The following is a 14,351-nucleotide window of genomic DNA, read 5'->3' as shown; positions in this document are numbered from 1 at the left end:
GGCGGGCGGCGGGCGGCGCCGAAACCCTCCGTCCGGCGGCCGGGTTACTCGGGGCTCAACTCCGGCCCGGTGGGCGGTCGAAGCAGCAGTCGCCGCACAGGCCGCCGCTCGGGCAGCGGTAGTAGAGGCAGCAGCTGCGGCGGCGGAAGGCGGGGGCGGGGCCGGTGGTGGTGAGGGTGCCGGTGGCGTGCAGCTCGGGGCGGCGGAAGAGGGCGTGACCGAGGTCCAGGGCGGACCGCGCTGCTTCCGGGCGCCCGCTGCGTCCCGCCCAGGCGTGCAGTTCGCGTACGGCACCGGCGAGCGCGGAGCCCGCGTTGCCCCACAGCAGGGCCGCGGAGATCCGGTAGTGGTGACGCAGGGCGGCGGCGAGCGGGGCGAGATGGCCGTCCACGATGACTTCGCCGATGCGGTCGGCGTCGACGGTCCGTACCCCGTCGAGCCACAGATCGTCCGGACTGCTGCCGTCCGGGTCCCAGCTCAGCCGCTCCGCGTCGAGGTCGGGCAGCCGCCCGTGCAGCACGGCGGCGCCGAGTCCGACCGACCAGAGACGGGCGACGAGTCCCAGGTGGGCCACGGACACCCCGATCCGTACCTCCGGCGCCCCGAGCCGCGCCGTCACCTTGTCCACGCGCACGGCGAGCGGCCTCCCGTCACCCCCGTACACCTCCGCCAGCGGTACGGCACGACTGGGCCGGCCGGTGCGCAACGCGAAGAATCCGCCCACGGAGCCGAGCAGTTGAAGATCCACGCCCCCATCATGCCGCGCGCCCGGGCAAGGGCACGCGCGGGTGGGTCACGGGGCACGGGGACGGCACGCCCAGGCCACGCGGAGGTGAGGCACGGGGCACGCGGACGGTACGCCCAGGGCACTCGGAGGTGGGTCACGGGGCACGCGGGCGGTACGCCCAGGGCACTCGGAGGTGGGTCACGGGGCACGCGGGCGGTACGCCCAGGGCACTCGGAGGTGGGTCACGGGGCACGCGGGCGGTACGCCCAGGCCACGCGGAGGTGAGGCACGGGGCACGGGGCACGGGGACGGCACGCCCAGGCCACGCGGAGGTGAGGCACAGGGCACGCGGACGATACGCCCAGGCCACGCGGAGGAGAGGCACGGGGCACGCGGGCGGTACGCCCAGGCCACGCGGAGGTGACAGAGCTCTGGGCAGCAGGGCCGCGGGCCCCGTCCAGGGGGCGGCGGCGCGTTCCGGGCGTCACCCACATGTGCGCACCTGGCCCGAACCCGGCGTGCCCGAGCGCCGGGGCGCTCACCCTGGCGCCATGACGCACCGCAATCGCAGGGCCTTTCTCGGGCTCGGGCTCGGCGCCGTGCCCGCCGCCGCCTGGCCGGACGGAGGGCCGCCGGCCCCCGTGGCGGCGCCGCGGACCGCCGGGCGTGCGCTTGCCCGGCTCCGGCACGGCAACGCCCGGTACGCGGCGGGGCACAGCCGGCATCCGCACGAAGGGCGCGGGTGGCGGCGCTCCCTCGCCCGGGGGCAGCATCCGTTCGCCGTCGTCCTCGGCTGCATCGATTCGAGGGTGCCGCCGGAGCACATCTTCGACCAGGGCCTGGGCGACCTCCTGGTGATCAGGTCCGCGGGGCACGCCCTGGACGAGGCGGTGCTCGGCAGCGTGCAGTACGGCGTGGAGGAACTCGGCGTCCCGCTCGTCGTGGTCCTCGGGCACGAGCGCTGCGGGGCGGTGTCCGCCGCGGTCCGCCAGGTGCGTACGGGCGCACCGGTGCACGGCCATCTGACCCGCGTCGTCGACGAGATCGCCCCGGCCGCGCGGGGCACACGCTTCACTGCCGGTGACTGGGTGGAGAACGCGGTGCGGGCGAACATCTCCCGGGTCTGCGCCCGCCTCACCCGGGACGGCGCGTTCGGAACCGCGACCGTCACCGGAGCGCTCTTCGACCTCGACTCCGGGAAGGTCCGCTTCCACCGGGCGTGACCGGTGCCGACCCGCCGTGCGTCGAGGTCAAGTTCGAGGAGTCGCCCCGCTCCCCCGCCCCACCCCCGGTCCCGGCCCCGGCCCCGGCCCCGGAAATTTCCTCGGAGCCGCCCGCACCCCGTTTCGCCCTCGACCCCTGCCGGAGCACTTCTCAAGGCGGGCTCCAGCCGGCTGCGCCTCCCTTTGGACCGGCCCTCTGGCCTGCGATGACCTGGCGGGCGAGTACGGCCCGACGGGCCCTGCCTCGGCCGGTGGCGACCACCCTCGGGTGTACGCGGTGTGCCCCGTACTCCATCGGCAGTAGGAGCAAATGCCTGCTCAGGTACGACGACGCGGTGGAATGCGGACGTCATCGTGGATGTTATGAAAGGCGACCGTTTCCCGCAGGAGCCACAGGAGCAGGCAAGGAGCAGCCGATGAGCGCCCTGGCACTGGCTGTGCTGCTCTCCCTCATCTCCGCCGTGGCGTACGCGGGCGGTGCGATCATCCAGGAACGCGTGGCGGTGAGCAGCCCCGACCGCCCCTACGCCCCCATGCGCCGCCCGAGTTGGTGGATCGCGGTCGGACTCAACAGCCTGGGCGCCGCCCTGCACGTCGCGGCCCTCGCGTTCGGTCCGCTCAGTGTGGTGCAGCCGCTCGGTGCCCTGACCATCGTCTTCGCCCTGCCCATGGCGGCGCTGTTCGTCGGCCGCGGAGCCGGCCCCACCGCGTGGCGCGGCGCGATCATGGCGACGGTGGGGCTCGCCGGTCTGCTCGCGCTCACCGACGGCGTCGACTCGACTTCGCTCGGCGGCTCCGAGCGGCTGCTCGTCGCGGTGACGACGTTCGGCGCGGTCGTGGCGCTGATGATCGCGGCCCATGCGGTGCACCGGCACCCGGTGGTGCGCAGTGTGCTGCTCGCGGGTGCGGCGGGCATCGCGTTCGGCATGGCCTCGGTGTTCACCAAGTCGGTCGCGGTCGACCTCTCTTCGGACGCGGCGTTCCGTGGTCTGTCCAGCCTGGCGGTGATCGCCGTCCTCGCCACCGGCGGGCTGCTGCTCTCCCAGGCGTCCTACCGCGGCGCCGGCCTCGCGGCGCCGCTTGCCGTGGTGACGGTGGTGAACCCGGTGGCCGCAGCGGCGGTCGGCCTCACCTTGTTCGGCGAATCGTTCCGCTACGGCACGCCGGGCACGGTCGTCGCCCTGGTATGCGGTGTGGTCGCGGCGGGCGGGCTGATCCTGCTGACGACGGAGCGCATCGGCCGTACGCAGCGGGAGCCGGCCCGCAGCCGCAAGGTTGCCGTCGGCAGGAAGGCGGCCGTCGGCAGGAAGGTCGCCCCGCACTCGACGCACTCGACGCCGCACCCGCCGCTGACCGACGGGGCCGAGCCGGGAGCCGTCTCACCGGCGCCCGCGCCCGCGGTGCTGCCTCTTCCCGAGGCGGCGCTCCTGTCCGATGCGGCCGCGGCCCTGCCCGCACCGGCTGCCCTGCCCGAACCGGCCGTGTCCCCGCTGGTCCCGGACGATCCGGCGGGCCTCACACAACTGGACGGCATCCCGGGCCAGGCGCCCGCACCCGTCGGCGGACAGCACATGGGCAACCGTGACCGGGTCGGATCCTGACCTGGTACCCGGCACCCGGCACAAGCCCAACCTGCACAAACCCCGCCGTCCCTGAAACGCGCCTCAGATCCTGACGCCGCCCGCCCGCAGATACGCCAGCGGGTCGATGTCGGAGCCGTACCCGGGCCCTGTCCGCACCTCGAAGTGCAGATGGGGTCCGGTCGCGTTCCCGGTGGCGCCGGAGCGGGCTATGCGCTGCCCCGCGCCCACGTTCTGGCCCGCCTTCACGGTGAGCGCCGACAGGTGGGCGTACTGGCTGTACCTGCCGTCGCTGTGCCGGATCACGACCTGATAGCCGTACGCACCGCCCCAGCCGGCCGAGACGACCCGGCCTCCGGCGACGGCCTTCACGGACGTGCCGGTCGGCACCGCGAAGTCGACGCCCGTGTGATAGCCGCTCGACCAGGAGGCGCCCGCCGCGTGGTACGGGGTGCTGGGGTTCGCGGAGACGGGTGCGGCGAGGCCGCCGGTGCGGGGCGCGGACGCTCCCTGTGCCTTGTCGTCGTCCCTGGGCGGCGGCTTCGGCTTCGGTTTGGGGGCCGGCTTCGGCTTGGCCTGGGGTTTCTCGGCGGGCTTCTCGCGCTCCTCGGCGCGCGGGGCCCTGCCGTCCGTGCGCAGGGAGAGCCGCTGCCCCGGGACGATCAAGTCCGGGTCACCGCCGACGACTTCGCGGTTGGCGGAGTACAGCCGCTGCCAGCCGCCCTCGACATCCTTGGCGTCGGCGATGCCGGAGAGGCTGTCGCCGCGTACGACGGTGTACAGCTCGGCCCTGCCCGCCTTGGACTGCGGGGTGGTCTCGGGCCTGACGGCGGGCGGCCGGGCGGCACGCTTGGCGGCGCTGCGCACGGCGGTGCCGGAGGAGCCGGAGTTGTCGGCGGAGGCAGCGGTGTCCGGGGCGTCGCCGCCGCGGGTGAGGCCCGCACGTGTCGAGCAGGTGGGCCAGGCGCCGGGCCCCTGGCCGGCCAGGACCTTCTCGGCGACGGCGATCTGCTCGCCCTTGCTGGCCAGATCGGCGCGCGGGGCGTACTTCGTGCCGCCGTAGGCCTCCCAGGTGGACTGCGAGAACTGCAGGCCGCCGTAGTAGCCGTTGCCGGTGTTGATGGCCCAGTTGCTGGTGGACTCGCAGGCGGCGACCTTGTTCCAGGTCTCGAGATCGGCCGCGCCCGCGGTGCCGCTGCCGATCAGCGGGAGGGCCATGCCGGCGCCGCCGGCCGTGACGGTGAGCGAGGCGCGGTTGATCCTGCTCGCTTTGTACCGGCGATGACGGCCGCGTAAGCCCATGAGAGCCCCCTAGAGCTTCATTCTCCGGGGGACACACCTGTGTTCCCCGACGCGTCAGGCGCCGCAAACGTATGGGCCCGCGGCGGCGCCTGACAAGGGGTCGTGTCACGGTTTGGTCAAGTACCTTGGGAGCCAGCGGAGTTGGGCCTCCTGCTGATAAGGTCCGCCGCCCTCGTGCTCATTGAATTCGTACACCTCGATGCTTTTCTCCTCGCCCGCATAGGAGTTGAAGGCCGCGAAGACGGTCGAGGGCGGACAGGTCTGGTCCTCGAGCGCGGCCGAGAACAGCGCGGGGGCCGGGGCGCGGGCGGCGAAGTGCACGGCGTCGAAGTACGAGAGCGTATGGAAGACCTGCTCCCGGCCGCCCCTGCGGGCCTTGAGGTAGAGGCCGATCTCCTTGTACGGCGGACGGTCCGTGAGCGTCGAGCCGCGCGGGAAGTCGCACAGGAACGGCACATCGGGCAGTACGGCGGCGAGATCCGGTACGAGTCCGCCGACCGCGATCGCGACGCCGCCGCCCTGGCTGATCCCGGCGACGGCGACCCGTGCCGGGTCCACGAGGGGATGCGCGCGGGCGGCCTCGACGGCGCGCACGGCGTCGGTGTAGAGGCGGCGGTAGTAGTAGGTGTGCGGGTCCTCGATACCGCGCGTCATATAGCCGGGGTACGCGGGTGCGCTGCCCACCGGGTCGGGGGTGTCGCCCTGGGCCCAGCCCGCGCTGCCCTGACCGCGGGTGTCCATCACGAAGTGCGCGAACCCGGCCGCCGCCCACAGCAGGTGCATGTGCGGCAGTCCGCGGCCGCCGCCGTAGCCGATGTACTCGACCACCGCGGGCAGCGGCTCGCGCGCCCCGGCGGGCAGCACCAGCCAGCCCTTGACCGGGTGGCCGCCGAAGCCCGCGTAGCCGACGTCGAAGACCCGCACCCCGGGCAGGGGCAGCGACACCGGCTCGAACCGCGCGTCCAGATCGCACTCCCGGGCCTCGGCGAGCGTCGTGAGCCAGAACTGGTCGAAGTCGGCCGGCTCCGGCAACTCGGGCCGATAGCTCCGGAGTTGGTCGAGCGGCAGGTCGAACAGGGCCATGAGCAGCACACTCCCGTGATACGTCGGGTGATCCGGGCTCTGACACGATGTCGGAAAGAGCAATTACCGCGCGCGTGGATACTGGGCCGAACGGCAGCATTTCCGATTCCAGGTCCAGGAGCTATAGGCATGAGCACTTCAGCCCAGATCGGCGTCACGGGGCTCGCGGTCATGGGGCGCAATCTCGCCCGGAACTTCGCGCGCAACGGCTTCGCGGTCGCCGTGCACAACCGCACCGCGGCGAAGACGCGCGCCCTCGTCGAGGAGTTCGGCCACGAGGGGTCCTTCGTGGCCGCCGAGAGCGCCGAGGAGTTCGTCGCCGCCCTGGAGCGACCGCGGCGGCTCGTCGTCATGGTCAAGGCGGGTGAGCCCACGGATGCCGTGATCCGCGAGTTCGCACCGCTCCTTGAACCCGGCGACATGATCATCGACGGTGGTAACGCGCACTTCGCGGACACCCGGCGCCGTGAGCAGGAGCTGCGCGAGCAGGGCATCCACTTCGTCGGCACCGGCGTCTCCGGCGGCGAGGAGGGCGCCCTGAACGGCCCGAGCATCATGCCGGGCGGCTCCGCCGAGTCGTACGCCACGCTCGGCCCGATGCTGGAGAAGATCTCCGCGAAGGCCGCCGACGGCAGCCCGTGCGTGACGCACTGCGGCCCGGACGGCGCCGGTCACTTCGTGAAGATGGTGCACAACGGCATCGAGTACGCCGATATGCAGCTGATCGCCGAGGCGTACCACCTGCTGCGCACCGTGGCGGGCTATGAGCCGGCCCAGATCGCGGACATCTTCCGCACCTGGAACACCGGCCGCCTCGACTCGTATCTGATCGAGATCACCGCCGAGGTGCTCTCCCATGTGGACGCCGCGACCGGCAAGCCGTTCGTGGACGTGGTCCAGGACCAGGCCGAGCAGAAGGGCACCGGGCGCTGGACCGTGCAGATCGCCCTCGACCTGGGCGTGCCCGTCTCCGGCATCGCGGAGGCGGTGTTCGCGCGCTCCCTGTCCGGCCACTCCGAGCTGCGGGAGGCCTCACGCGACCTGGCGGGGCCGAAGGCCGCGGCGCTCGGCGAGACGGAGGCCGCGGCCTTCGCCGACCAGGTCGAACAGGCCCTGTACGCCTCGAAGATCGTGTCGTACACGCAGGGCTTCCACGAGATCCAGGCGGGCAGCGACGAGTACGGCTGGAACATCGACCTGGGCGCCGTGGCGGCGATCTGGCGCGGCGGCTGCATCATCCGCGCGGCGTTCCTCGACCGCATCCGGGCCGCGTACGACGCCCGCGCGGATCTGCCCAGCCTGCTGTCCGACAAGGGCTTCGCCGAGGAGATCGGCGCGGCCCAGGACGACTGGCGTGCCGTCCTGGTCGCCGCGACACAGCAGGGGGTACCGACGCCGGGCTTCTCGGCGGCGCTCGCGTACTACGACGCGCTGCGCGCGGAGCGCCTGCCGGCCGCGCTGACCCAGGGCCAGCGGGACTACTTCGGGGCGCACACCTACCGGCGCACGGACCGCGAGGGCTCGTTCCACACGCTGTGGGGCGGCGACCGGTCCGAGGTGCCGGCGTAGCGCTCCGCGGGACGTCCGGCAGGCGGTAACTGCCCCTTCCTGAAGGGCTGTTACCGCATCGGCCCGGGCGCGGGCTCCGGCTCGGGCACCGGGTCGGGGCCCGGCGGCTTCGGCACCGGCGACGGCTCGGGCTCAGGACGGCCCGGCTGCGGGTCGGGCACCGGCGAGGGGAAGGGCCCCGGGTCCGGACGGTCGGGCCCGGGTCCCGGTCCCGGAGTCGGCCCGGGAGGAACGGGGTCGGGGAACGGGTGCGTCATGGGGAACTCCTCCAAAGGAGGGTGATCACTGCGGACGCGCCACTACGCGCCCGCCGGGCCTGTGGCCCGCGGTCCTACTGTCTCTCCCGGCACGCGTTCCCGCGCGCGGGAAGTCCACGCGTACGGATCCCCGTGTGGTGCGCCGCGCCCCGGAGGGGCGCGGGGAACTGCGCGACCAGCCACGACGCACCCGCAGGTGTCATAACGGGCCCCGGGGCCACGGTTCAGTGGCCGAGCTTCTTCTTCAGCTGGGCCTTGTCCATCGACGAGCGGCCCTCGACGCCGCGCCGCTTGGCCTCCGCGTACAGCTGGTCGTACGTGGGGCCCTTGCTGCCGGAGTGGGAGCGTTGTCCGCCGCGCTTGCCGGAGGACATGTCCTGGGTGGAGCTGCGGCTCGCGCTGCGGGACTCGCCGGAGCGGGCCCGCTCCTTGTTGACCGTGCGGGACGCGATCTCCTTGGCCCGCTTGGTGCTCTCGCCGCGCTGCTCGGCGCTCTCCTTGATGTGCTCGTACTGGCGTTCCCGCTTGGGGCTCGAGCCGCTGGGCATCGCCTTCTCCTCACGGACGGGTGACCTTCGTGGGCCCGCCGTACGAGACGCGTCCGGTGGTGCGTCCGCAGGGCGGCACCACCCACCAGCCTCGGCCCCCCGCGGTGCCCCCGCAACACCGGCCCTCGCCTCGTGTCCCGCGGAACCCCCTGGTAGGCAGGCAGGGAACGGGGTGGGCGCAGGGAGGAGGTGACCGAGACCGTGCTGCGTACCTCGATCGTGGCCGCCCTCGCGGCGGTGGCCCTCGCCGCCGGTGCCCTGGCCCTCACCGTGAGCGCCTGGTGGTGGATGGCCGCGGCGCCGCTCCTGGTGATCGCCGCCGTGGGGACGTACGACATCGTCCAGCGCCGGCACTCGGTGCTGCGGAACTATCCCGTCGTGGGCCATCTGCGCTACGTGATGGAGACGATCCGTCCGGAAGTGCAGCAGTACTTCATCGAGCGGGACTACGACGGCCGCCCCTTCGACAAGGACACCCGTTCCACCGTCTACGAGCGGGCGAAGGGCCTCGCGGACGAGGCCTCGGCGCGCGGCCGCGAACCGTACTGCGGACTGCTACTACCCGGCCTTTGCGCGCGCTGCCGCGAACCGCTGCGTCCAGTACGCCGTCCGGTCCAGATACGCGGTCCCGGCGTCCGCGCCCGTCCTGCCGTAGGCGCCGTCGTAGGTCAGATAGCCGTGCCCGGGGGGCGGTTCGGCCGCGGCGGGCTCGATGGAGCTGCCCTCGTGCCACTCGTTGAACGAGGTCACCGACACCCACGTGGGCGAGCCGCCGACTGCCGGGTCGAGGGCGTTGGACCACTGCTTGTCGTAGGCGGCGCCGCCGGCCCGGTCCAGGGTCGGGGTGGTGTTGCCGGGCACCGCGCGGTCGTCGACGTAGCCCGGCGCGACGGAGGGCGCCCAGATGAGGCCGTGGGCGCGGGCGTGGTCGCCGGCCTGCTTCCAGCCGGGGGCGGTGGCGCCGGCCAGGCCGTCGTAGGTGTACATCCCGGAGAAGTGCGCGATCTTCGTGGTGTCGGTGGTCTGGGCGAGCACGATATTCGCGCCCGTGACCTGGTCGAGGGCGCTCCAGTCGGTGGTCCTGAGGCTCTCGAAGACGTAGAAGGCGGGCTTGCCGCCGTGCCGGGCGGAGCGGTGGAACGCCGGATGGGCGCCGTAGGTGTCGTTGAGATACGCGATGTCGGCGGCCACGGACGCGCCGGTGCGGCCCGCGTACGGCTCGATGTGCCAGGCCACTTGGACGCCCTCGCGCTGTGCCGCGTCGAGCACTCCACGGGCGAGGCCGTCCTCGTAACTGCCGCGCCCCCACCAGCTGTAGACGACGACGCCCGCGCCGGAGCGCGCCACCCACTTCATGTGCTGGGCCACGGCGCCCTCGAAGTCCCCCGAGTCATAAGGGCCGAGGGCCGGGTACAGATCGGCGCCGATGTCCTCGGGCGGGGTGTGGCCGCCCTGCTGCCAGTGCCGCCAGGCGCCGCCGGTGCCCGGGGCGCCGTACCAGGCGTAGTAGAAGAGATGGACGTCCTGCGCCGCGGCGGGGCCGGCCGTGGGGGCCGGCCGGGCACCGGCCTGCGGGGTGAGCGCGCCGAGGCCGAGGACGAGCAGGAGCACGGCGAGCAGCCGGCCGGGTACGGCGCGCGCGGGAACGCGTCCAGACCATCCGGACCGTCGAGATATCCGAGACATCCGAGACATGGAGCTTCCTTCCTGACGTGCGTGGGGTGTCAGGCAAGGCGCGCGCCGGCCGCGCATTGCTCGGCGTGCGGAAGGCCCACCGGTGTTGACCCGTGGCGGGCTTCCGTACGCCAATTACGTCTCGCTGAAAGGGAATTGCTGCTCAGTGCGAGCAGTTTGCATGCTGGCGGGCGGCTCTCTCGCTGTCAAGGCCGCGGCGGCTCCTCAGGCCTGTCCGCGGTCCAGGGCTCGGCTCAGTCCTCGATCCGCCGCAGCCGCACGACGGGGATGTCCCGCGAGGTCTTCTTCCGGTACTCGGCGTACGGCGCGAACAGCTCCACGAGCCCCGGCCACACCCGCTCCTTGTCCGCGGCGGAGAGGGTCTCGGCGCGGGCCCTGAACCGCTCCGGGCCGACCTGCACCCGGACCTCGGGCTCCGCCTCCAGGTTGAGGTACCACTTCGGGTGCTCGTCGGCGCCGCCGTACGACGCCACGATCAGGTAGTCGCCGCCGTCCTCGCCGTAGATCAGGACGGTGCGCCGCCACTGCCCGGTGCGCCGACCGCGGTAGTCGAGCAGCAGGCAGGGCGCGCCCTGCACCGTGGTGCCCTTGGTGCCGCCCGACTCCTCATAGAGCCGGGCCTGCTCCGCCACCCAGCCGGTGGGGCTGATCACGACTTCTTCGTCCTGCGGCACGCCTGTCCTTCCGTCGGTTTGGTGGGTCAACGCCCGCACCCGGAGGCGGTGTTCCCCACGGCGAGCGCCGCCGCGGCGCGCAGGCCGGGGCGCGGGCTCGACAGGACCGGGACACGGGTGGCGGTCCGCGCGGCGGCGTCCGCCATGGAGGCCTGGGCGAGCACGATCACGTCGGCCCCGGTGATCCGGTCCACGGCCGTGGCGACGGCGCCGAGATATCCCTCGCGGTCGCCCGCCTCGAACCGCTCCCAGGCCCCGGCCACCACGTGGGTGCGGACGTCGACGGGGCGGCCCGCGCGTGCGGCCTCCTCCTCGACCAGGGCGAGGGTCGGGCCGAGGGTGCTGTCCAGGGCGGCGACGACCGCGATCCGCCGCCCGGCGGCGACGGCAGCGACGGCCATCGGCCGGTCGACCCGTACGACCGGGACCCCGGCAGCCTGCCCGGCCGCCTCGGCGACACCGCCAATGGTGGAGCAGGTGCACAGCACGGCCCCCGCCCCGTCCCGCCCGGCCCCGACGACGGCCTCCCGCACTTCGCCGGCCACGGCGCCGGGCCCCTCCGCCCGGGCCCGCACGAGCAGTTCCTCGCACACGAGGTGACGCAGCACGAGCTCCGGACACTCCGAGTCCCCGAGAGCGTCGAAGGCGGGGGTATGGACCGGGGAGGTGTGAAGCAGGGCCAGCACACCCCGCACCCCACCGCGCTCCGGCTCGGCGCGCTCACGGTCGACGGGCCCCCGTCCTGCCTGGGTCACCACTTGTCCGGCTCCGACGCGAGTCGTTCCCTGGCCGCGGTCGTGAGGGCCGGGGTGGCGGCCGGGGCCTCGTCGGGGTGGCGCTCCGCCCAGCGGGCGACGTAGGGGCACAGCGGTACCACCGCGGCGTCCTCGCGCCCCGCGATCACGTACAGCTCCCGCGCCAGGGCACCGGCGATGCCCTGGCCCTCATGGGCGGGCTCGACGACGGTGTGCACCGCGACGAGGGCACGGGCCGGGGCGTCGAGCGTGAAGTAGTCGATACGGCCGACGACTTCACCGCCCGTGCGGGCCTCGATACGCCCCTGACCGCGCTCGTCCCGGATTTCGATCTTGTTCATGAGCCCAGTCTCCCGCGCACGCCGGCCGCTGCGCGACGCGGGGCGGGCCTACGCCGGTACGCGCGCGTGCGGGCTGCGGCGGGTGTCGCCGTCCGGCACGGGGGCGGAGGCGTCGTCGCCGAGGGCGACGATCCGGTTGCCGGCGTCGACGTGCACGACGCGGGGGCGCAGGGCCCGTGCCTCGGCGTCGTCGACCTGGGCGTAGCTGATCAGGATGACCAGGTCGCCGGGGTGCACGAGGTGGGCGGCGGCGCCGTTGACCCCGATCACGCCGCTGCCGCGCTCGCCCTCGATGACATAGGTCTCCAGGCGGGCGCCGTTGGTGATGTCGACGATGTGCACGAGTTCGCCGGGCAGCAGGTCGGCGGCGTCCATCAGGTCGGCGTCGACGGTCACGGATCCCACGTAGTGCAGATCCGCGTGGGTGACGGTGGCGCGATGGATCTTGGACTTGAACATGGTGCGCAGCATGGCTTCTGCTCCTGGGGTCGAGGGTCGCGCCCCTGTGCGGGTGCGCGCCGACGCCTGCCAGGGTAGCGGCGGGACGGACGGTGGCGGGGGTGAGATGTGCCCCACCCCCGCCACCGCCGGACCACGCGGGCACTAGGCCGCAACCTCCGTACCCACCGGCTCGGCGTCCTGCGGCTGCGCGAACTGTGTCCGGTGGAGCTCCGCGTAGCGGCCGTCCGCGGCGAGCAGCTCCTCGTGGCGGCCGCGTTCCACGATCCGGCCGTCCTCCACGACGAGGATCAGGTCGGCGGCGCGCACCGTCGACAGACGGTGGGCGATGACGACGGCGGTGCGGCCCGCGAGCGCCTCGGCCAGGGCCTCCTGGACGGCCGCCTCGGAGGTGTTGTCGAGATGGGCCGTGGCCTCGTCGAGGATCACGACGCGCTGGCGGGCGAGGAGGAGTCGGGCGATGGTCAGGCGCTGGCGCTCACCGCCGGAGAGCCGGTAGCCGCGCTCCCCCACCACGGTGTCGAGCCCGTCGGGCAGCTCGGACATCAGGGTTTCCAGGCGGGCCCGGCGCAGTGCGTCCCACAGCTCGTCCTCGCTCGCGTCGGGCCGGGCGAGCAGGAGGTTGGCGCGGACCGACTCGTGGAAGAGATGGCCGTCCTGGGTCACCATGCCGAGCGTCTCGCGCACCGATCCCGCGCTCAACTCCCTTACGTCCACGCCTCCGAGGCGTACGGCACCGGAGTCCACGTCGTACAGCCGCGGCACCAGCTGCGCGATGGTCGACTTGCCCGCGCCCGACGAACCGACCAGGGCGACGGTCTGTCCGGGCTCGGCGCGGAAGGAGATACCGCGCAGGACTTCGGAGCCGCCCCGGGTGTCGAGCGAGGCGACCTCTTCGAGGGAGGCGAGGGAGACCTTGTCGGCGGCCGGGTAGCCGAAGCGGACGTCGTCGAACTCGACGGACACGGGGCCTTCGGGCACGGCGCGGGCGTCCGGCTTCTCCTCGATCAGCGGCTTGAGGTCGAGGACCTCGAAGACCCGCTCGAAGCTGACGAGGGCGCTCATCACCTCGACCCGGGCACCGGCGAGCGCGGTCAGCGGTGCGTAAAGCCGGGTCAGCAGCATGGCCAGGGCGACGACGGCGCCCGGTTCGAGTGAGCCCCGCAGGGCGAAGTAGCCGCCGAGCCCGTAGACGAGGGCGAGAGCGAGGGCCGAGACCAGGGTCAGGGCGGTGATGAAGGCGGACTGTGCCATGGCGGTGCGTACGCCGATGTCACGCACCCTGCTCGCACGGGCCGCGAACTCCTCGGACTCGGCGCCCGGCCGGCCGAACAGCTTGATCAGGGTGGCGCCGGGCGCGGAGAACCGCTCGGTCATGCGCGTGCCCATCGCCGCGTTGTGGCCGGCCGCCTCGCGCTGCAGCCGGGCCATCCGGCTGCCCATACGGCGAGCGGGTACAACGAAGACGGGCAGCAGCACCAGGGCGAGCAGGGTGATCTGCCAGGACAGGCTGAGCATCACACCGAGTGCCAGAAGAAGGGTCGCCACATTGGAGACCACCCCGGACAGTGTGTTGGAGAACGCCCGCTGCGCCCCGATGACGTCGTTGTTGAGACGGCTCACCAGGGCGCCGGTCCTGGTGCGGGTGAAGAAGGCGACGGGCATGCGCTGCACGTGGTCGAAGACCGCGGTGCGCAGATCGAGGATGAGGTCCTCGCCGAGGCTCGCGGAGAGCCAGCGGTTGAGGAGGCCGAGCCCGGCCTCGGCGAGGGCGATCAGGGCGATGAGGCCCGCGAGCCGCAGCACGAGACCGCTGTCGGAACCGCCCCAGATCGCGTCGACGACACGGCCCGCGAGCACCGGGGTGGCGACGGCGAGCAGCGCGGTCACCACGCTCAACAACACGAACTGGGTGATACGTCGGCGATGGGGCCGGGCGAAGGCGCCGATGCGGCGCAGCGTGGCGCGGGCGAAGGGGCGGCGGTCCTGCTGCGCGTTCATCACGCTGTGCAGCTGCGTCCAGGCGGTGGTTTCCATGCTCATGAGAAGGAACGTAGAACCTCAAGCATTGTTGAGGTCAAGGGGAGTTCACGACCCCGCTGATGGCCCGATGGCCGCATTCATGACCGCCGTGACCG

At 73.2% G+C, this 14,351-nt stretch carries 13 protein-coding genes and 1 pseudogene; 3 read left to right on the top strand and 11 right to left on the bottom strand.

All coding sequences use genetic code 11. The features are described 5' to 3' along the window. Window positions 1-55: 55 nt before the first annotated feature. Complete coding sequence (locus ACFQVC_RS05520; protein ID WP_381826984.1) at window positions 56-748, bottom strand: IucA/IucC family C-terminal-domain containing protein; 693 nt, start codon at window positions 746-748, stop codon at window positions 56-58. Between the two features lie 530 nt (window positions 749-1,278). Here ACFQVC_RS05520 and ACFQVC_RS05515 point away from each other — a divergent pair. Together ACFQVC_RS05515 and ACFQVC_RS05510 are read left to right on the top strand one after the other, a co-directional pair. Continuing rightward, complete coding sequence (locus ACFQVC_RS05515) at window positions 1,279-1,950, top strand: carbonic anhydrase (RefSeq protein WP_381826982.1); 672 nt, start codon at window positions 1,279-1,281, stop codon at window positions 1,948-1,950. A gap of 416 nt (window positions 1,951-2,366) precedes the next feature. Continuing rightward, window positions 2,367-3,551: a DMT family transporter gene (locus ACFQVC_RS05510; protein ID WP_381826980.1), complete on the top strand. Its 1,185-nt coding sequence runs from the start codon at window positions 2,367-2,369 to the stop codon at window positions 3,549-3,551. Between the two features lie 63 nt (window positions 3,552-3,614). Here ACFQVC_RS05510 and ACFQVC_RS05505 read toward each other — a convergent pair whose 3' ends face one another. Both ACFQVC_RS05505 and ACFQVC_RS05500 read right to left on the bottom strand, forming a co-directional pair. After that, entirely contained in the window at window positions 3,615-4,832 is a 1,218-nt protein-coding gene (locus ACFQVC_RS05505; RefSeq protein WP_381826978.1) for a transglycosylase family protein, read from the bottom strand. A 105-nt stretch (window positions 4,833-4,937) separates the two neighbouring features. Further along, entirely contained in the window at window positions 4,938-5,915 is a 978-nt protein-coding gene (locus ACFQVC_RS05500) for an acetylxylan esterase (protein WP_381826976.1), read from the bottom strand. A 129-nt stretch (window positions 5,916-6,044) separates the two neighbouring features. Here ACFQVC_RS05500 and gndA point away from each other — a divergent pair, with 129 nt between their 5' ends. Next, a complete protein-coding gene (gndA, locus tag ACFQVC_RS05495) occupies window positions 6,045-7,484 on the top strand; it encodes an NADP-dependent phosphogluconate dehydrogenase (RefSeq protein WP_381826974.1) in 1,440 nt (479 codons plus the stop codon). 50 nt (window positions 7,485-7,534) lie between these two features. On the opposite strand, the gene ACFQVC_RS05490 is transcribed toward gndA, so the two are convergent. The 8 genes and pseudogenes from ACFQVC_RS05490 to ACFQVC_RS05455 form a co-directional block, all read right to left on the bottom strand. Next, a complete protein-coding gene (locus ACFQVC_RS05490) occupies window positions 7,535-7,741 on the bottom strand; it encodes a hypothetical protein (RefSeq protein WP_381826972.1) in 207 nt (68 codons plus the stop codon). 224 nt (window positions 7,742-7,965) lie between these two features. Beyond that, window positions 7,966-8,289: a plasmid stabilization protein gene (locus tag ACFQVC_RS05485; protein WP_381826970.1), complete on the bottom strand. Its 324-nt coding sequence runs from the start codon at window positions 8,287-8,289 to the stop codon at window positions 7,966-7,968. A gap of 558 nt (window positions 8,290-8,847) precedes the next feature. After that, window positions 8,848-9,813, bottom strand: a pseudogene (locus tag ACFQVC_RS05480) (glycoside hydrolase family 99 protein); the annotation flags it as partial. Between the two features lie 404 nt (window positions 9,814-10,217). Beyond that, window positions 10,218-10,688, bottom strand: a complete 471-nt coding sequence (locus ACFQVC_RS05475; RefSeq protein ID WP_381826968.1) for a nitroreductase family deazaflavin-dependent oxidoreductase — start codon at window positions 10,686-10,688, stop codon at window positions 10,218-10,220. Next, the gene (locus tag ACFQVC_RS05470; RefSeq protein WP_381827132.1) at window positions 10,685-11,344 is read right to left on the bottom strand and encodes an aspartate/glutamate racemase family protein; all 660 of its coding nucleotides are present in this window, start codon (window positions 11,342-11,344) and stop codon (window positions 10,685-10,687) included. The genes ACFQVC_RS05475 and ACFQVC_RS05470 overlap by 4 nt, the downstream gene beginning before the upstream one ends. A 65-nt stretch (window positions 11,345-11,409) precedes the next feature. Beyond that, window positions 11,410-11,754 carry a GNAT family N-acetyltransferase gene (locus ACFQVC_RS05465; protein WP_381826966.1) on the bottom strand — a complete coding sequence of 115 codons (345 nt, stop codon included), beginning with the start codon at window positions 11,752-11,754 and terminating at the stop codon, window positions 11,410-11,412. A 48-nt stretch (window positions 11,755-11,802) separates the two neighbouring features. After that, window positions 11,803-12,225 (bottom strand): aspartate 1-decarboxylase, encoded by a 423-nt coding sequence (panD, locus tag ACFQVC_RS05460; protein ID WP_381826964.1) that lies wholly within the window; start codon window positions 12,223-12,225, stop codon window positions 11,803-11,805. Window positions 12,226-12,357: 132 nt separating this feature from the next. Continuing rightward, window positions 12,358-14,256: an ABC transporter ATP-binding protein gene (locus ACFQVC_RS05455; RefSeq protein WP_381826962.1), complete on the bottom strand. Its 1,899-nt coding sequence runs from the start codon at window positions 14,254-14,256 to the stop codon at window positions 12,358-12,360. Between the last annotated feature and the right edge of the window lie 95 nt (window positions 14,257-14,351).

Source organism: Streptomyces monticola, assembly GCF_042665355.1.
GTDB lineage: Bacteria > Actinomycetota > Actinomycetes > Streptomycetales > Streptomycetaceae > Streptomyces > Streptomyces monticola.
Note: the sequence above shows the minus strand (reverse complement) of the source record. Positions and strands in the feature narration are given on the sequence as shown.